This window comes from Candidatus Bathyarchaeia archaeon, from assembly GCA_038883335.1.
Taxonomy (GTDB): Archaea; Thermoproteota; Bathyarchaeia; order Hecatellales; family Hecatellaceae; genus JAVZMI01.
The window spans coordinates 1-18,434 of sequence record JAVZMI010000001.1; the positions used below are offsets into that span (position 1 = coordinate 1).

At 47.9% G+C, this 18,434-nt stretch carries 19 protein-coding genes; 12 read left to right on the plus strand and 7 right to left on the minus strand.

Annotated features, from left to right (window positions below):
• The first annotated feature begins 68 nt into the window (after positions 1-68).
• Entirely contained in the window at positions 69-812 is a 744-nt protein-coding gene (locus QXJ75_00005) for a class I SAM-dependent methyltransferase (protein MEM3736463.1), read from the plus strand.
• 63 nt (positions 813-875) lie between these two features.
• Here QXJ75_00005 and cdhB read toward each other — a convergent pair whose 3' ends face one another.
• Together cdhB and cdhA are read right to left on the minus strand one after the other, a co-directional pair.
• On the minus strand, positions 876-1,403 hold the full coding sequence (gene cdhB / locus QXJ75_00010) for a CO dehydrogenase/acetyl-CoA synthase complex subunit epsilon (protein ID MEM3736464.1): 528 nt from the start codon (positions 1,401-1,403) through the stop codon (positions 876-878).
• Between the two features lie 7 nt (positions 1,404-1,410).
• Positions 1,411-3,837 carry a CO dehydrogenase/acetyl-CoA synthase complex subunit alpha gene (gene cdhA / locus QXJ75_00015; GenBank protein MEM3736465.1) on the minus strand — a complete coding sequence of 809 codons (2,427 nt, stop codon included), beginning with the start codon at positions 3,835-3,837 and terminating at the stop codon, positions 1,411-1,413.
• A 235-nt stretch (positions 3,838-4,072) separates the two neighbouring features.
• Between cdhA and QXJ75_00020 the strand changes: the two genes are divergently transcribed.
• The 3 genes from QXJ75_00020 (at position 4,073) to QXJ75_00030 (ending at position 7,830) form a co-directional block, all read left to right on the plus strand.
• The gene (locus QXJ75_00020; GenBank protein MEM3736466.1) at positions 4,073-4,501 is read left to right on the plus strand and encodes an Lsm family RNA-binding protein; all 429 of its coding nucleotides are present in this window, start codon (positions 4,073-4,075) and stop codon (positions 4,499-4,501) included.
• 153 nt (positions 4,502-4,654) lie between these two features.
• Complete coding sequence (gene tgtA / locus QXJ75_00025) at positions 4,655-6,295, plus strand: tRNA guanosine(15) transglycosylase TgtA (protein MEM3736467.1); 1,641 nt, start codon at positions 4,655-4,657, stop codon at positions 6,293-6,295.
• 263 nt (positions 6,296-6,558) lie between these two features.
• A complete protein-coding gene (locus tag QXJ75_00030; protein ID MEM3736468.1) occupies positions 6,559-7,830 on the plus strand; it encodes a DUF460 domain-containing protein in 1,272 nt (423 codons plus the stop codon).
• 12 nt (positions 7,831-7,842) lie between these two features.
• On the opposite strand, the gene QXJ75_00035 is transcribed toward QXJ75_00030, so the two are convergent.
• From QXJ75_00035 to nucS, 4 genes are all read right to left on the minus strand, one after another.
• Positions 7,843-9,060 carry a methionine adenosyltransferase gene (locus tag QXJ75_00035; GenBank protein MEM3736469.1) on the minus strand — a complete coding sequence of 406 codons (1,218 nt, stop codon included), beginning with the start codon at positions 9,058-9,060 and terminating at the stop codon, positions 7,843-7,845.
• A gap of 19 nt (positions 9,061-9,079) precedes the next feature.
• Positions 9,080-9,310 (minus strand): LSM domain-containing protein, encoded by a 231-nt coding sequence (locus QXJ75_00040; GenBank protein MEM3736470.1) that lies wholly within the window; start codon positions 9,308-9,310, stop codon positions 9,080-9,082.
• A gap of 78 nt (positions 9,311-9,388) precedes the next feature.
• Complete coding sequence (locus QXJ75_00045; protein ID MEM3736471.1) at positions 9,389-9,946, minus strand: class I SAM-dependent methyltransferase; 558 nt, start codon at positions 9,944-9,946, stop codon at positions 9,389-9,391.
• Between the two features lie 25 nt (positions 9,947-9,971).
• Entirely contained in the window at positions 9,972-10,775 is an 804-nt protein-coding gene (gene nucS / locus QXJ75_00050) for an endonuclease NucS (protein MEM3736472.1), read from the minus strand.
• Between the two features lie 276 nt (positions 10,776-11,051).
• Between nucS and radA the strand changes: the two genes are divergently transcribed.
• A complete protein-coding gene (gene radA, locus QXJ75_00055; protein ID MEM3736473.1) occupies positions 11,052-12,056 on the plus strand; it encodes a DNA repair and recombination protein RadA in 1,005 nt (334 codons plus the stop codon).
• Positions 12,057-12,062: 6 nt separating this feature from the next.
• A complete protein-coding gene (locus QXJ75_00060) occupies positions 12,063-12,470 on the plus strand; it encodes a hypothetical protein (protein MEM3736474.1) in 408 nt (135 codons plus the stop codon).
• On the opposite strand, the gene QXJ75_00065 is transcribed toward QXJ75_00060, so the two are convergent.
• Positions 12,467-12,757, minus strand: a complete 291-nt coding sequence (locus tag QXJ75_00065; protein MEM3736475.1) for a hypothetical protein — start codon at positions 12,755-12,757, stop codon at positions 12,467-12,469. The genes QXJ75_00060 and QXJ75_00065 overlap by 4 nt on opposite strands.
• A gap of 29 nt (positions 12,758-12,786) precedes the next feature.
• On the opposite strand from QXJ75_00065, the gene rqcH reads away from it, so the two are divergent.
• The 6 genes from rqcH (at position 12,787) to QXJ75_00095 (ending at position 18,205) form a co-directional block, all read left to right on the plus strand.
• Positions 12,787-14,793 carry a ribosome rescue protein RqcH gene (gene rqcH, locus QXJ75_00070; GenBank protein ID MEM3736476.1) on the plus strand — a complete coding sequence of 669 codons (2,007 nt, stop codon included), beginning with the start codon at positions 12,787-12,789 and terminating at the stop codon, positions 14,791-14,793.
• A gap of 45 nt (positions 14,794-14,838) precedes the next feature.
• Positions 14,839-15,417, plus strand: a complete 579-nt coding sequence (locus tag QXJ75_00075) for a CBS domain-containing protein (GenBank protein MEM3736477.1) — start codon at positions 14,839-14,841, stop codon at positions 15,415-15,417.
• A gap of 75 nt (positions 15,418-15,492) precedes the next feature.
• Positions 15,493-16,158 carry a phenylalanine--tRNA ligase beta subunit-related protein gene (locus tag QXJ75_00080; protein ID MEM3736478.1) on the plus strand — a complete coding sequence of 222 codons (666 nt, stop codon included), beginning with the start codon at positions 15,493-15,495 and terminating at the stop codon, positions 16,156-16,158.
• A 13-nt stretch (positions 16,159-16,171) separates the two neighbouring features.
• Positions 16,172-16,426, plus strand: a complete 255-nt coding sequence (locus tag QXJ75_00085; GenBank protein ID MEM3736479.1) for a hypothetical protein — start codon at positions 16,172-16,174, stop codon at positions 16,424-16,426.
• Between the two features lie 173 nt (positions 16,427-16,599).
• Positions 16,600-17,778 carry a thiolase domain-containing protein gene (locus tag QXJ75_00090; GenBank protein ID MEM3736480.1) on the plus strand — a complete coding sequence of 393 codons (1,179 nt, stop codon included), beginning with the start codon at positions 16,600-16,602 and terminating at the stop codon, positions 17,776-17,778.
• Between the two features lies 1 nt (position 17,779).
• Positions 17,780-18,205, plus strand: a complete 426-nt coding sequence (locus tag QXJ75_00095) for a Zn-ribbon domain-containing OB-fold protein (GenBank protein ID MEM3736481.1) — start codon at positions 17,780-17,782, stop codon at positions 18,203-18,205.
• The last annotated feature ends 229 nt before the right edge of the window (positions 18,206-18,434 follow it).

Consider the following 18,434-nt stretch of genomic DNA (forward strand, 5'->3'; position numbering starts at 1 on the left):
ACCTATCTCCAAAAAAGATATGAGTGTATTCCACATATACATGAAAAATAAGGTAGACGAGTGAATTTATGTTTAATGATACAGTGTGGGAAAGAAAAGTCGAGCCTTTTGAAGCTACTTTAGCAAAATATCAGGTAAAGAAGTTAATAGAACTATGTAAAGGTCCGCGAGTGCTTGATGTAGGGTGTGGAGATGGCACTATAACGCGAGAGCTTTGTAAACATTTCACTTATGTTGATGGTGTTGATGCTTCAAAAACTCAGGTTGACATTGCTAAGAAAAATGTCAGTTGTGTAACTTTCTATGTATCCACAATCGAAGATTTTGAGCCGAAAGATAAGTACGACAGCATCGTAATGGTCGACATATTAGAGCACATCGAAGATCCTGTCAAGGCTTTGAAAAAAATTAAACTATGGCTTAAGAGAGACGGATATATTGTAATTCAAGTTCCAAACGCACTATCACTCAATAGGAGAATTGGAAAAATTATGGGATTAATCAAAGAATGCTATGACTTGACACCATACGATGTCAAAGTTGGGCATAAACGATTATATGACATTAACTTACTTAGGCAACATATTAAAGCAAGCGGGCTGAAGATGGAATCTTGGGGGGGAATTTTTCTAAAGCCCTTATCCAATCCTCAGATGGAGTGGCTATGCCACTTCGGGTTGTGGGGCAAAAGGGAACGAGGCTGGGGGGATGAGACTGCGCGATGGAATGAACGATATTGTGACGCCCTCTATGAAATAGGCAAATTATTACCTGAATACTGCACTATACTCTACGCGCGGTGCTTATTATAAGATACATGCCAAAGCTACCATTTTGCAAGATAAAGAGTTATCTATAACCTGGCTTGGTAGGCTTCAGCCCAGCTCTTTTATTATCTTCTCCAACTCTTCGCCCCAGTTCTCTTCTCGTAGGTTTGGGAATGAGAAGTTGGCGTTCGGCTGGTATCCCCTATCCAGCGATATAGTCCTAACCGCAGGCGCGAAATGCTTCAGCGTGGAAAGCATTTGAGACTCAAAATAATAGTGGATACCCATAAAGATCACCAAGTCGTAGGGGCCTTTCCCGTCGAGGCCCATCCACTCACCATCCCTGAGCCGGTCAGTTATGTTAGATAAAGGCATCGAACCCTGCGGTTGGATCCCCCGCTTCACAAACTCTCTGATTACACGGGCTGTCGTAACCAGCGGGATCTTCTTACTGAGTTCAACAGCGTAGTCTATAAGCTTCTTTCCTTTCACATCAACCTCAGCAGAGTCTGCTCCAACTATCAGTAAGGGCCTCTTCGCTTCACGGATGAGTTCGACAGCAATCTTACTGTTTAGTATCTTAGCCATCACAGGCCCAGGTACATTGCCACTGTCCCAAGGCTTAACGATCGACATCATCAACTCACTCATTCTTTGCTGGCGTCTTCCTCACAAGCCGCTCTAGAAGAGTTGGGTCTAAAGCCGGTCTCGCACTCTCCTTCCAGCCCTTGGCTTTAAGTACCTCCAATATTTCGTCCTTCATGGTCGCGGGTATGTCTGCAACAGTGCGGACATAGAGGTGAATGTCGTCGGGGATTGATCCAAAATACTTTTTATGAAGCTCTATGTAATGGCTCAGCTTTATCATCCTCCCCTTCGCTGTGTCATTCGCCCGTAGGCAGAGCTTTGCTGCCATCACTATGCACTCCTCCACAGTCTCGGCTACGAACATCAGATGCTCAAAGGTTGGCCCCACATAGACTTTATCCCCGGTTCTAGCGTCGTAGACATACCAATCCTCCTCACGATCCTTCCTGCCGAGATACATTCTACGGTATTTTGACCCCTGCGGCCCGACGATTACCGGTATGCCTAACCTGTTGAAGCCCGTGGCTATAGAGGCCGCCTTCTGGCTCATGGCGCCCCAAGAGATTCCGCATGCCCCGACACGGTTTAAAATGTAGTCTGCTATCTCTTCAAAGTTGGCCCTTATATTTCGCCTAGCGAAGATGCTGGCTATCTTTACGGCAGCTCCTGAGATCCAGGCGTTCGAGACGCAGCTCCCAGTGTTTACTAGACCGCCTCCATCAAAGACTCCAGGATACTTCTCGTAAAGGGACTCACCGTCTAAAGTTCTATATCGCGCCAGATCCATGGCTTCACAGCCTGAGGAGACCACTATATATCGCCTCTCCAGAAACTCCTCAGCGATCCTTCCCACATCCTTATAGCTGTCCCTGTAGTTTGGACACCCAACTATGGCTATGACGCCAGGTATCTCACCCATAACAATTGGGGCGCCCACCTCCCGGATCTCAGTGTCAAGGATCGGGCCCTTACCAACTCTTAACTTATGCTTCTCTCCTGCTATGGCGCTCTCGGCCGCCTTCGAGATAAGGGACTGGATTGGTATCTTCTGCGGGCAGGCGTAATCGCAGCGGCCACATATTAAGCACGCTTCATATAGGTTTGATAGTTTCTCGACTGGGTTCTCTGCAGTCTTACCCGCCTCATATTTTTCAAGCTCCTCTGGCGTTGTGAGTTTAGCCACTGACTGGATAGCTTCAGGTAGCGGGAGGTTATTTGGGCAGACCCTTCTACATTCCTCGCACGCTGTACACTTCGAGCAGTAGCTATGTAGCTCCTCCATGGTCATGGTCTGCCCTTTGAATCTGGCTCGTTTGGGCGCCAGTTTTATCGCTGTCTTCACGGCTACCTCTCCAGCCTTCTTAACGTCCGCAATCAGAGCTCCTGGCGCCCCATTGACCAAATCATCCACTATAGCATCCACGGGATCTCCTGTTCTATCGGGGAGTCCAAGGCAGATCTTGTCGTTAGTTGCGATTACAGGCGTCATTCTAGCCTTCGCCTCAAGGAGTATGTCAACCCTCACACACTGCTCATCAACCATTATCACATCTGCTATGCCGCTTCGCACGAAACGTAAAGTCTGGCTCAGAGGCCCTATGACCTTAGCCCTGACCTCCCTAGCCTCCCCATGCCTTGTTAAATCGTGGGCGGTGCAACATAATGCACACATCTCAACCTGGCCATTCTGCCCTGAAGATATAAGGTAGTCAACTGCCTCGACTCCTGAGGCCACATTGTGACCTATACACAGGATTACAGGCTTGCTTCTGTCAACAGTTCCCATCCCGAGCTCCACAAGTGGAGCGTTCTGCTCTCCCTTCGGGAAATGAAATGAGACTATTTGAGCGATATCAGCTATCTCCATCCCGACATGGTCTACCATTCCTATGTGGAGAGCTTTTGACTCAAAGTCTATTGGATCTGCCTCCTGCCCGATGCAGGTGGCACTCAAAGCCTGGACGATCTGCTGTTCACACCAGTTGAGAACCTCTCTCAAATCGTCTAAGGTCTTAGGCTTAATGCCGTATATAGTTCTGGTCAGCGGTGCCTCGACAGCTATCTCCTTACCCATATCGAGAGGCGTATCTGGGCCGAACTTCTCGATTAGGTGATCTAGCAGGTGTCTTGCGTGGCCGGTGTGTGCGGCGGCACCCATGCAACAGGCTAATAACACGATTCGGGCTTGCTGTCCCTCTATGTCCATCCCGCAGGCTCCCCGTCTGCCGCGGGATAGGTCGCACTTCCCATACGTGCAGAGACAGCACATATCACATATGGGTGCGTAGAAGGGTCTATATCTGGCTAGAAGTCTCATATCCCATCTGCGGAGGTCGAGGAGTGAGGGAGTTGGTGTGGGTCCTAGACGTTCCCAGTCCTCTTCTAAGGATACTTTACCTATGGTTAACTCAAGGTTCTTTATGAAGGCTAAGTCTGTTCGTAGTTCCTCTAATTTGAATTTAGCTGGCTTGTCCAGTTTTATCCTCTCGCTACTTGTTCTCGTGGGGAAAGGAAATCGAGGTGGCTATATAAAAATATTTTTTATTAAAATATACCTGTATATAGTGAAGGGTTTTTCTTGTCCCAAAATTCTTCTATATGAAAAGAGAGCTTTAACCAACCTGAAGCCGGTTCGCAACCTGTAGTCACTCTCTTAAGAGAATAAAAGAAATAAAATATAATAAATATAAGAAGCGGCTTTTTCGGTTGGTGAGTATATGTCTTCAATAGGGGCGAAGAGATTCTTTGACGAGATGGCAGCCCTACTCCAGAAGACTGTCAACGTAGTCACAACAACGAATAAGAGATATGTTGGCAATCTTACAGGTTTTGACCCTGCAACCCTCAGCCTAGTCCTCACGGACGCTAAGGATGAGGAAGGTAAAACCCTACCCAAACTGTTCATCAACGGATCTACAGTAGTGCAGTTTTCAGCTGTAGAAAAGCCTTTGGATCTGAGAAAGCTTGCTGAAAGGTTGGAGAGGGTCTTCCCTAGGCTGGTGAGACTTTACGAGGATGTAGGTGTGATAGTAGTCATGGATAAGATCCGCCTTAATGAGAACGGTGTAATAGAAGGCACAGGTCCAGCTGCCGACCGAGCTCGGAAGGTTTATGATGAATTCTTAAAGGAGGTTGCAGTCAAATAGTGCCAGAGAATCTTATGTTGAAGTTCATCGATTTTTTAACATAGGCTTCACATAGTCGCCATGTGCCTTGCAATCATACCGGCCTAGTTTGGGGCAAAATCCAAGACAACATAGCCCCCTAAAGAATTTAAAACAGCCACGGAGTTGTTATAGTTGTCTTTCGAGGTTTTAGACAGAGATCTCCTGGGCAGGATCGGGAAGCTGGCAACAAAGAGCGGGGCAATAGAGACACCAGCGTTCCTTCCAGTAATCAACCCCACAATCCAAAAGATACCGCCTCGTGAGATATGGGAGAAATTTAGGTTAAAGGCAGTTATAACAAACTCGTACATAATAAAGCGCCACCTAGACATTCCGAGACTAGATGTACACAGCCTATTAGACTTCCCAGGAGTTATCATGACCGACTCCGGAGCATACCAGCTACTACGGTATGGCAAGGTATCCGTGTCTCCACTGGAGATAGTGAAGCTTCAAGAGGAGATCAACACAGACATCGCTGTCATACTGGACATCCCAACCAGCTGGGAGTCCTATCACGCATACGCGGAGAAGACGGTCAAGGAGACTCTTAAGAGAGCAGAGGAGTCGCTTAAGAGTCTGACCCGCAAGGATATCCTCTGGGTTGGCCCAGTTCAGGGGGGGAGGCATCTTGACTTGGTTGCATCCTCAGCGCAGAGAATGGCTGAGCTACCTTTTCACATATACGCCCTTGGGAGTCCGACGGAGGTTATGGAGCACTACTATTTCGAGACCCTCGTAGACATGATCATGAGCGCCAAGGTGAATCTTCCACCCAATAAACCTCTGCACCTATTCGGTGCAGGTCATCCTCTAATCTTCTCTTTCGCGGTGGCTTTAGGGTGTGATCTCTTCGACTCCGCCGCTTACGCCATTTACGCTCGCGAGGGTCGATACATTGTTGAGAGCGGGACAGTTAGACTTGAGAATCTGGAGTATTTTCCATGCGTCTGTCCTATATGCAGCCAAACTACACCTAAAGAGCTGAGAGATAAACAGCCCGAAGAGAGGGAGGCATTACTTGCGCGGCATAACCTCTATCTTTGCCTCTCCGAAGTCAACCGTGTTAAGCAAGCTATACGGGATGGTAGACTCTGGGAACTGTTGGAGTTGAGAGCTAGAAGTCACCCTTCGCTTCTTCAAGCTCTGAAGGGGTTTTCAAAGCATGCAAACTACTTTTTGCGATATACACCAGTGAGTAAACGTCGGGGATTATTCATATTCGGCACCACCAGCCTTTATAGGCCGGAAGTTCTAAGGCATCAGGAGAGCCTAACTGCGAATTATATACGCCCCGAAGGTCTCGACGTTCTACTCCTTCTACCTCAAGGTACATCGAAACCATTCAGCATGTCCCAAGAGTATGAGCAAGTGAAGAAGCTTCTCAAGAAGGTGGGCGGCTTAGAGCTTATCCATGTATGCTCTTATACACCACCTTTTGGAGTAATCCCCTTAGAGTTGGAGGAGGTGTTCCCTCTATCACAGTTTGAGGCAGCTCAACCCTTCGATGAAGAGATGAAAGTAGACTCGGCGAGGAAGATAGCCGCATACCTTAAAGCTCAGAGGTATGAAAAGGTAATACTTCACCCAAACCCTGAACTTATAAATTTAAAAGTCCTGAAGAAGATTAAGGGCGTTAACATGGTTGTAACCACGAGGCGGAGTAAACCGTGGAGCGAGGAGGCGCTGCAACAACTCATGGAAGCTCTATATAAAACCTTGATGCCTCTGAGTAAAGCTTCAGGAGTAAGAGCTAGCCTCAGCGAGCTTTGACGTGCTTAACTACCGGGGGTCTTGTCTTTTTAAGAACGCGGTATCCACAGTTTGGGCATTTCAGCTCTAGCATCGTAGTCAATTCATTGTATGTGATTCGCCTTCCACACCTTAGGCATTTGTACTCTATGCCCCCCTCTTTAGACTCAGCCATTTCAACACCTTTAAACCGCTTTCATGGTCATGTCTCTAATAAACCTTTTGAACCTGTAAACTTCGATACTGTTAGATAGCACCATGTCGATATTTCATGTTAGGTAGGGGTGCAGGGTATAGGTAAGCGTAAGATAATCGTTGGAATAGACCCTGGGATGACCTGCGGCCTCGCGGTTATATCCCTAGAGGGAAAACCTATCCTCATCGAGAGCTACAGGGGAATCTCAAAACTGGACCTAATAGCCCTTATAGCAGATAAGGGCGATCCTGTAATAGTTGCCACCGATGTCCAAGCACCACCTGACTTCGCCGAGAACATCGCTAGGAAGTTTGAAGCTGTCATCTTCACCTTCCCAACCCAAATGCCAGCCGCAGAGAAGCATAAACTCGTACAGGAATACGCTTTAAGCCAGAAGCTTGAGCTGGAAGATAGTCACCAGAAGGACGCGTTAGCAGCCGCACTAAAAGCCTTCAACCACTTCAAGAATAAGTTTACACAAGCAGAAGTCCATGTACAGGAGAAAGGCATCAAAATTCCGTTGGAAGAGGTTAAAAGTTTGATAGTTAAAGGCTTCACCATCGCTGAAGCTGTAGGCATCATTAAGGTTGAGGAGGAAAGGGGCAAAGTTGAAGCAGAGACTGTACCACATGAGGCTTTAAAGGTTAAGGTCAACTCCACCTTCACACTCATCGCGAACCTGAAAGCAAAAATTCAAGACCAGAACATGCTCATCGCTAGACTCCGAAGATTGAATGAGAGGAGGCTTCAGGAGCTTCATGAGGCTAAATTGCAGGCGGAGGCTTTACGCAGAAAATTGGCTGCTGTGGAAGCGGGAGAGCGTCTTGAGATTAGGCGAGAACAAGAGTACAGGAGGCTGAACTCTGAGATCCTAAATCTCAGGAGAAGAATAGATGAACTCGAGGAGAAGTTGGCTAAGGCTAAACCGTTGATTCCAGAGGATCTCGAGGAGATGAAGCGGAGGGGTGAAGTTGAGATATTAAAGGTTATCCCAGCCTTCTCACAAGACAAGATTGAGGAGGTCTCCAAGAGGGTCGGGATCAACTCAGGTGAGGTTCTGCTCTTGGAGGATGCTAGTGGAGGAGGTTCATCGACGGCTAGGCTTCTGATTGAAAAGGGTGTGAGGGCAGTGATAGTAGGCTCAAATATATCACACCCAGCCTTTGAAGAATTTCTGAAGGTAAACCTCCCAGTTATCAACAGTAAGGAACTTCAAATCCTCTGGTTTGGTGAGACCCCTTACGTCAAGTCTGAGGATCTCTGTAAAGCAATTGAGAACTTTAAGAATGTACAGAGGCTTGAAAGAGCTAGAATGCTGGAGAAACTAATCTCTCAGTATAGGACAGAGAAAATCATATAAAGACCGCGTTGACTAGAAGAGATCCACCTTGCCATCTAAGATCAGATCGGTTATAGTGGAGAGATTCTTGAACTCCTCCTCAACAATAGACTGCACATCAGCGTATGTGTTTTCGAGGCTGAATCCCTTCTCGGGCACCAGCTGTACATGAGTTATGAGCGGTTCAGTGATCGGCTTCCCAATCTGACTCAAAATCTTTACGTATACCTCCTCTACAAACTTGACTTCGCGGCTGATCTTCTCAGCTATAAGCTTAGCGAGAACATTATAGATCTTACCTACATGGTTGACAGGATTCTTGCCGGCAGTCGCCTCTAAGCTCATCTGGCGGCAGGGCGTGATTAAACCGTTCATCCTATTGCCCCTGCCCGTATTTCCATCGTCCCCCCTCTCGGCGGATGTTCCAGTAACTGTTAGATAATATATTCCGGCCTGCAGGTTGTCGCCAACGTTGACATCGACCTCCACATCATAGTTTGTCATCTTCGCCGCGAAGTCTTCTACCCGTCTCTTAACCTCCTCTTTAACACTGAGGTAGTGGCTTGCGTCCGGAGTGAGGGAGCTAATTATGGCCGCGGATATTGTAAGCCGCAGATCTCTGCCTTTCCTGAGACCCATAACTTTTATGTCCTCCCCAACCTCCGGGAGTTCCCCCTTGAACTTCTCAGAGTTCAAGTATCTTTCCACGTTGAAGACTAGATTCTCGGTTTGGGTTAATGGTGCGAAGCCTACGCCAAATGAGGTATCGTTCGCCAAAGGTACACTTCGGCTTCTATCGAAGATTCTAACAAGGTCGACAGATCCCTCTCTTATTCTATGATCCACCACGACATGTTTCTCCACGTCTAGAAACCTAAAGTTTCGCTTGAAAAACTCTTTCATAGCGTTAGTGGTCAAATTACCCATCGGAACCTTCACAGTGTTAGTGCCCACCGATACCTGAGTTACAGCTCTACCAGCAACTACAACATAGATAGGCTCCTCAACTTCACCTCCCCCAAACCTCGGGGAAGCTCGCCCCCCTACAACAAGCCCCTTGTCTACATTATGGTGGAGGATGTATCCTAGATTCTCCCTGTAAAACTTGCATAATTCCCTGCTGACACTCTCAGAGACTGCGTCAGCGATATAATCAGGGTGTCCCCTACCTTTCCTCTCAACTATCTCAACACCCTGTCTCTTCACAGGTTTAGTCTCAAGCTTCTCTACTATAAATCCACCCAGAAGCATTCCCCCGAGAGACTAGGAGTTAGATCTGGCTGGCGTCGATGCAGACATAAATTATATTGTTCCCTCTGATGAAGATATTACCATACTCCGCGACAGGTTCGCCGAGGTTGTACTCCGTTGCAGCATGGAGGATCAAGTTCATGAAATTGTCGCATTGAGCCAGTCTTCCCCTATATTCTAATTCGTTTTTAAGTTTGACCATCACATAGTTGTTCAAGCTTTTATTCAAAAGGACTAAAGGCCTTTTCACCGCTTCCAATATTGGATCAACCTTTCCCAGTCTGCACTATGAGCTTACCTCTATTCATATAAACGTTTGCGTGTAGATTTAACTTTTGCAGACCGCTATGAAATCTTTTAATTCCTCTCTATCAATCAGCTTAACGAGTTTCAGGTTAGAAGACCTGAGTAAAATTTCCAAGATGCTTGGGCTATTAGTACTCCTCAAACTTGAAACTACAAGCTGGGCTCCTCTCCTAAGAACTCTGGTGAACTCTTTTAATGTGTTTGAGGGTTCAGGTAGGCTATCTATTAAGGTAAAGGCGACCCCCATATCAAGAGTGCCGTCTGAGAAGGGCATATAATCGGTGTCACCGCAAACGAAGAACACTTTGTTACGGTCATGAAACTTGGCATGTGCTATCTTCAATCGCTCAATCGAGATGTCTACTCCGAAGATCTCTAAACCAATATCGCCTAAGTATTCCACGAAGAGCCCGGTGCCGCACCCTGCATCCAGTATAGTTCTTACGCCTGCAAAGTTGAGATATTTCACAGCCTCAGAGTATTTTGCATTCTGCTCTTCTGCGTGCATCTCGTCATAGAGCCCGGCTGTAGAGTCGCTAATCTCTCTGATCTCCCTTTTTTTGGCCCACGCTTCAGTCAAGGTTGGCGTCTATTATTGGAAGGTTTTAATCCTTCCCTATAAAGTCGTCAATCTTCCTAGCCTTAGACAACCTAAGAATCTCATAACACCTGTGAAGTGAGATCTCTCTATATTCTAGACCGAGTCGCTCCAATAGAAGTTGCGCTTCTTTACTTAGACCTGGAGCGGCTATTATACCTCGAACAGGCCTGTTCATTCTTTCCCGGATCGCCTCCATGTAACGCCCAAGCTGTAAGACTGCTTCCTTCCCAGCCGGAACCCTCTTCAACTCAACCACGACGAAGTTCTTCTGGCGGTCTTCTCCAAATATGTCGACGAAGCCTGACTCTCCAAGACTCTTCTCCTCAGAGAGTGGACTAAAGCCTTCTTCGATAATGCTAGGCTCATGGAGGATCGCCCTCTTCGCGTCCAGCTCGGAGACATGAAGCGAGAACTCTCCCTCATCAGTTAGAGTCGAAACAACTACAAGGTATACTCTATCGAAGAAAACTTCAATAACCTCCCTAGGCTGAAGCCTCGTAGCCCGCAGCTTAAGTTCCCTCTCGGGAGTTACTCCCGCCTGTAGTATGCAACCTGGGGGTTGCCAGTTTACTGGCTCATAGCCCCACGGCCTGTGTACAAGGAGTGAGCCATCTGCTTTGACCACTAGGATACGGTCTCCCCAGTTTAACGTAGACGAGGCTCTGCCTTCATAATTAGCTCTGCAATGTCCTATAACGAGAGTTACTAGGTGCCTCGGAAAGGCGTCCTGTAGAAGTGAAGCAGCCTCTGCTGTGGAAGGATTTTTGACTAGGTGTACGGGTTCTAAACTTCGCGACAAGGTGACCATCAATTCGCTATAGAATGAAGACTTTGTGCTTAATCATAATTTACTTACCATAGCCAAACGTCCAACTCCGCAGGGGATGATCAAACTTCACGCCCTTTCTAACTCTAGTGGAGCATGTTAATTAATGTAACTAGCGAGGCTGTAAGATCTGGTATCTCCATGAACCGCCCACTATACAGGTTTTGCGCGACGCTCTCAAATAGCTTTACTTACCTCTAAATTTTAAATAGCAGCAATATGTACTTCTCCCAGTTTAGAAAAGCGAGAGTTGCTTCGTTGAGTAGCGATGAAGAGCTTCCCCAAGGTTCGAAGGTAATTTACAGGGACATATATGAACTCCCCGGAGTGGGCCCAGCGACAGCCGACAAACTTAGAAAGCTGGGTTACACGACTGTGGAATCCCTTGCGACAGCCAGCCTAAAAGAGTTAACTCAAGTCTTAGGCGACAAGTCTGCGTACTCCATTGTAACGGAGGCTAGGAAATGCCTAATCTCGGCGCCCTTCCTAAGAGCCGACGAGTATCTGAAGATGCGCTCGATAGTTGAGAAGCTGAGTACCGGCAGCCGAGCCCTCGACGCTCTAATTGGGGGAGGTATGGAGACCCAGTCTATAACTGAGATCTATGGGGAGTTTGGGACTGGTAAATCTCAGATCTGCCACCAGTTATGTGTCAACATTCAACTCCCCCGTGAACGTGGGGGGCTTGAGGGTGGGGCTCTTTACATAGATAGTGAGAATACCTTCAGGCCTGAACGGATCGTCCAGATATCCGAACGGATGGGCCTCAACCCAGATAAAGTTCTAAGTAATATTATATACGCCGAAGCCCTGACCACGGATCATCAAGCCTATCTACTGGATAACGCTGATGCGAAGCTAAAAGAACATAATATCCGTTTGATAATCCTAGACTCTCTCATAGCACATTTTAGGAGCGAGTATATTGGTAGGGAGAGCTTGGCTGAACGACAACAGAGGCTGGATAAACATCTCCACCGCCTAGTCAGATTAACAAGGGCTTTTAACGCAGTGGGGGTAGTTACGAACCAGGTTATGGCGAGGCCCGATGCTTTCCTGTCTGATGTAGTTAGCCCCGCGGGTGGGCACATCTTAGCCCACACCAGTCACACCAGGATCTTCCTTAGGAAGGCTTCGACTCCGCGAGTTAGAATTGCTAGGCTCGTGGTGAGTCCATCCCTACCGGAAGGTGAGGAATGTTTATTCAAGATAACGGAGAACGGCATAGAGGATGTTCCAAGCGAAGAGAAGGTTAGGCGGTGAGTTCAGTTGCGAATCTCGCAGCTCCTTGTAACAAGGTTTTTTCAATTGACCTTCAATAGGGATTTCGCCGCGGCAGAACGCATCCTCTATAAACTTAAGGAGAACCCTCCTGGATCTATGTGGTTCAAAGGTTACATCACAGCTTTGGAAGGTGTTTTGTTGGCATATAGGGGAAGGAATGACCGTTACGCTTTTATCAACAGGCTAGAGACCGACAAGGAGAACATAGCCAGGCTTCAAAGAGAATTCCAGGACAAAGCTAGAGACCTTCTCTTCTCTGAGTTTGATCGCGGCTTCTTCTCCGCGTGGTTTGATCTGATGGGATTTATAGGTCGAAATGGGCTTCAAAATATGCAGGGAGATAGGGCAGAGAGGGGGCTCTCAGTTCAGGAAACTGATTCGTCAACTACTTAACGCGGTAGAATTGTGATAGTCAGCACCCAGACCATGAACCAGCATATAAAGTAGGGGGCGAGTCCAGCTATTACAATGTCACTTCGCTTCGGTAGGCTGTCAGGCGTTATACCTAGAAGGTATCTCGCCGCAAAATAGGTTGCAGTATAGACCAATATAGCCATGATTGCGGGTATGAAGGCTGTGGATGTTGTGGCTATTCGGGTGAAGCTCATCACGCCGCTTATGACTCCCATTATAATCGCTAAGGAAAACCTGAGCCACCAAAGTCTCTCCACGGGCTTCAATCTATTTAACCTCGGGGTGTGTTGAGTGGTTGAAAGAGTCTCTAACTGCATTTGATATAGTTGTACTTTCCAGGGAGCTAGACAGCGAACTCTCTGGTTATTATATTGACAACATATATCAAGTTAATCCTTCGACATTGGTGTTGAAGCTGAACAAGCCGGGAGACACTACAAAACAGCTTGTTCTCAGGTCGGGTAGATGCGCCTACACCACAAAGTACGAGTTGGAGAAGCCTAAAACCCCCTCTGTCTTCTGTTCAGCCCTCCGTAAATACCTCACTAACAGCAAAATTCAGAATATAGGACAACACGACTTTGAAAGGTTAATCTACATTACAGCCTCTAAGCCCAATCAAACCTACCGGTTGATTGTCGAACTTTTCAGTAAAGGGAACATAATACTCTTAGGGTCTGAAGATGAGATTCTACATGCATTAAGCTATAGAAAGCAGAAGGATAGAGTGATCCTCAGGCGTGAGCGGTTTATATATCCTAACCCCAGCGGCTTAGACCCGCGCAGTTTACAATTGAAGGATCTAGCAAGGATTAGGGAGATTAAGGGGTCGGTCATCAGAGCGCTCACGCGGTTACTTGCAATCGGCGGTCTCTATGCAGAGGAGTTTGTGCTCTCAGCTGGCATTGACAAGAACGCCGAGTGCGATCGCCTTACAGATGCAGAGCTTAACCGTCTCTATGAAGCGATCTCGAAGACGGTGGAGAAGTTAGATCATCCCGAACCCTGCATCGTCTTCAACGAGGCTGGGGAAACATTAGACGTAACACCCTTCCCACTCCAGTTCTATTCAGCTCTCTCCGTGAAACGTTTCACTTCTCTAAACGAAGCATTAGACGAGTATTTTACTCGTCTCGCTTTCGAGGGCGAAGTTAGGAGACGTGTGAGTGACTATGAAGTTAAGATCGCAGAGCAGCAACGTATACTCATGGAACAAACCTCAAAACTAACCGAGTTGAAGGGCGAGGCAGAGATCTGTAGGCGTATAGGTGAGTATATTCACAGTCAATCATATGAGCTCCAAAATCTCATCGACTGGGTAAACCGTCAAAGGCAGACTGGAAAGAGCTGGTCACAGATAGAAGAAGAGGCAAAGAAGGATGAGCACATCTCCTCCGCCCTCATAAGTATAGATCAAGCGAAGAAAAGTTTGAAAGTGAAATCCGAAGCTGGTGATTTTCACCTCGAGTTGGATAAGTCAATCTATGAGAATGCTTCAGCATACTACCAGCGGTCCAAACAGTTGCAGGAAAAGATCAAGTCTGTGGAGGCAGCCATTGGGGAGACCAAGAGGAGAATAGAGGGCATCAGAGCGGAGGTCCCCAAAGAGTTGGAAACTCTTGAGCGCCCCCAGCAGCTTCCTGAGAAGAAGTGGTATGAAAAATACCGCTTCTTCACCTCGTCCGAAGGCTTTTTGGTAGTCTGCGGCAGAGACGCCTCGTCTAACGAGGCACTTATTAGGAGATACGTTGAAGAAGGTGATTTGGTGCTCCATGCTGATTTGCCTGGTTCACCCTTCGCGGTAATCAAGACTGGTGGACGAGCGCCTTCCGAAGTAACTATAGCGGAAGCTGCTCAGTTCACCGTCTCTTACAGTAGAGCTTGGCGTGAAGGTCTAGGCTCAGCCGACGCATACTGGGTTAAAGCGAGCCAAGTGAGCAAGAAAGCTCCTTCAGGAGAGTACCTTTCAAAAGGAGCCTTTATGATCTATGGTCCACGTAACTACCTTCATGGGCTTCCTCTAATGTTGGCCATTGGTGTCAAAGTGGACGGGAAACCTGAAATAGTAAGCGGCCCTCTCACAGCTGTAAGGGCTATCACTCAGAGCTATATTGGAATTATGCCAGGCGACCTCTCAGCAAAAGAGTTGGCCTCGCATATAAGGGCAAAACTGGTCTCAAAGCTTCCTAGGGAGCTGGGCATTAAAGTTGCGAAGCTACCTTTGGAGAGTTTCATCGCATTGATACCATTCGGTAAGGCACAGCTATCCCCAGATTTAGAGTCGAAGAGAAAGATAAAATAGTGGCGCAAATAGAAGTTCCATCATAGTGTATAGGTGAGTTTGGCGATGGCTGCAAATCCGTTTGTAAAAGTTAGGGAGGCTATGAGCTCCCCAGTAGTAACTGCAGGCAAGGATGAGAAGATTGGACAGATAGCTAAGCTAATGGAGAAGCATAACATAGGTTGCGTCGTAATCCTGGACTCGGAAAAGAAGCCTGTAGGCGTAATTACGGATAGGGACATCGTGATTCGTGTATTCGCTAAGGGTACCGCGCCCTCAAAACTGAGGGCGGCAGATATAATGTCCTCACCTATTGCAACAATTTCGTCAGATAAAGGGATAGATGAGGCAGCACGAATTATGAATAAGTTGGGGTTGAGGCGGCTGGTTGTCATGGATGGAGCTAAACTCATAGGCATAATCTCAAGCAGGGACATCCTGAGGGTAACACCAGCTCTAGTAGAGATAATTACTGAAAAGGCTAGGTTGGGCATGAAGGTGACGTCGCCAAAGACGTCAACCACTCTCATTGGTTACTGCGAGATTTGCGGCCAATGGTCGGAGGTGCTTAGGGAAGTTGAGGGGAAGCTCGCTTGTGATGACTGTGCAACGGAATTGGCGAGCATGGAAGAGCACTCAAGCTAAACCATAGGTCACATTCAACTTTTCCATGCATGAATACGCTCAAACTTACCCGTACCGAACAGCCAGGGGATATCTGTGAGTTTAGTTACGGAGCCTAGACTTAGAAATCACTTCCCAGACTTGGAAGTACTCTCGATTCCCATCAACGGGGTTGTTGTCACCAGCAGGGACGAGGCATTGGAGGAGTTTAAACGGAAAGTTGAGGACTATGTGCGGGGGCATTATACACTCGAGGCGTTGAAAGACATCCGGTGCTTCCGCCTATACCGCGACTTCTTCTGGGGGATTGGTATCGACCCCACAAAGATCCGCCCGGCTGCAGAGGCGTTAATCCGTAGGATTCTCGGAGGTAGGCATCTTCCGACAATAAACAACCTCGTTGACTCCTACAACTTAGCCTCAGTCAAGACATGTATCGCCATGGCGGCTTTCGACTCAGACCGCTTAAAGGGTCGCCTTACATTGCGGTTCGCGGCCAATGGTGAGGAGTTTTTAGGTATAGCCATGGACCACCCTTTGTACACAAAGGGTGGCGAAGTAGTCATAGCCGACGAGGAGAGGTTAATCTCCATATACCCATACAGGGATGGAGAGTACTCGAAGGTAACTACCAAGACTAGGAATGTGCTCGTGATCGTCTGCGGGGTTCCCGGCATAGGCGAAGAGGATCTTCAAGAAGCCGCCGATACGGTAACCCAGTATATAACTCGCTACTGCGGCGTAGTAGGGTCTAACCTTTAACAGTTAATTATAAATGTATTCGTCTTCTCTGTACCTCAAAAATGTCAAGGCAGGTGTTCCTGTGAAGTTTTATGTATACCGTACCAGCACAGGCCGCCTAGGCGGAATGGATTTAAACATTAAAAGCTTGGAGGAATTGACTTCATTCATGGAGTCGATCAGGTGTGATGTAATGATCATCCGCCCGATCCGTGAAGGCGACCTCTGGGAGCTTAGAATATACGACGAGTATGAAGAGGCCCAGGGTGAGGTTGCACAAGCCGTTTAGGGTCTCATAGCTATCAGGTTAGTGGTAGCATCCCAGACTACTACATATTTCATTGGCTGCATGTTTGAGACTTTGAGGTTAGTTCAATCCTCAAGGTGGCGGCGTAACCTACTAGCGAAACCTTTTATTAAATCAACATGGCTTAAAGAGGCTTCACTTGGAGGAGGATCGGAATGGTTGGAGCGCCATTAGCGGCCATAGTCTCAGCGGGTTCATCTAAATTTGGTGCTCTGGAGGGGAGGCTAGGTAGGGAGATCTTCGCGGAGGCAGCTCTAGAGGCTTACGAGAGATGCCCGAATCTAGACCCTAAGAAAGATATTAACGCATTCTTTCTAGGTCAATTCTTAGGAAGCAGCCTCGAACATCAATCCCACAACGCCCCAGTAGCTGCGGGGTGGGCTGGGCTTGCTCAGATAGCCGCTACAAGGGTTGAGGCTGCTTGTGCCTCCTCAGCTGCAGCATTGAGGTGTGGAGTCATCGCAGTGGCATCAGGTCTTTTCGACGTGGTAATGGTGGGGGGTATCGAGAAGATGACACATAGGGAGACCGCCGAGGTAACTGAGTCGCTGGCCATGGCTGCAGATTACCCCTTCGAGCAGTGGCAAGGGTTAACTTTCCCAGGCCTATTTGCTCTTATGGCCACTGCGCATATGGATAAGTATGGCACGACGGAAGAGCAGATGGCTAAGGTGGCGGTGAAGAACCACCGTAACGGAGCCAAGAATCCCAAAGCCCATCTGCAGAAGGAGATCACATTAGAGAAAGCCTTATCTTCGAAGGTGGTGGCTTGGCCGCTCAAACTTTATGACTGTTCTTTGATAACTGACGGGGCCAGTTGTCTCATCCTCACTAAACCTGAGTTGGCTAGGAAGTACACCGATACTCCAGTCTACATAGTCGGCACAGGTCAAGCCAGCGACACTATAGGTCTCTATGAGAGGGAGGATCTCACCACCCTCAGGGCGGCCTCGTTGGCAGCACGCCAAGCCTACCAGATGGCTGGCCTCACGCCAAAGGATATCGATGTAGCCGAAGTTCACGACTGCTTCACGATCGCCGAACTGATCGCCTACGAGGATCTAGGTTTTTGTGGGCGTGGCGAGGGAGGCCGCCTAGTGGACGAGGGTGTCACTGAGCATGGAGGGAAGCTTCCTGTTAACATGAGTGGGGGGCTGAAGTCTAAGGGGCACCCTGTTGGAGCCACTGGTGTGTCTCAAGCTTACGAGATCTATCTCCAGTTGACGAGCCAAGCAGGTAATAGGCAAGTGGAGGGGGCGGAGATTGGTCTAACTCACTGTGTGGGAGGGAGTGGGGCATCCGCAGTAGTTCACATATACAGGAGGGTTGCCTGAAGTGGCTTCGTCCCATAACACTATAGAGAGTTTCTATAAGGCCATAGCTGAAGGGAAGCTTGTGGCTGGCAAGTGTAGAGTGTGCAATAAACTTCTAGTTCCACCAAGACCCCTCTGTCCTCACTGCTATTCCTCAAACTTTGAGGAGGTCGTGCTCAAGGGTAAAGGTAAACTTTTATCGTACACAATAATCCATGTTGCGCCTCCGCAATTTCGAGCTATGGCGCCTTACACGGTGGGTATTGTAGAGTTAGAGGAAGGCCCCCGAATACTAGGCGTCATCCATTCCCCGAGTGGCAGACCCTTAAAAATCGGGCAGGAGATGACCGTGAGCTTCGATACCAATGTCCACCCCACATGGCCGAAGTGGCCGCGATACTTCTTCAAGCCCGCGGAGGATGTTGATTCAAAATCTTGGACGAGCTGAACTCATAAATTTAATGATTTTATCGCCCAAACTTGGCTGGTTACTGTAAAGGCGCAAGTCTCCTCGCAGCTCAGCCTATAAGGGATTCTCCTTCGAAAGCGGAAGTGATGCTTTTGCGTCTATGTTTACCATACACCGTAGTCGTGAGCTTACCCTAAGCTTCGGTGTTTGAGAATCAAAGAGCGTCACATGTAATACCATTCGTCGAATCTAGTCGTCCTCTCTCAAG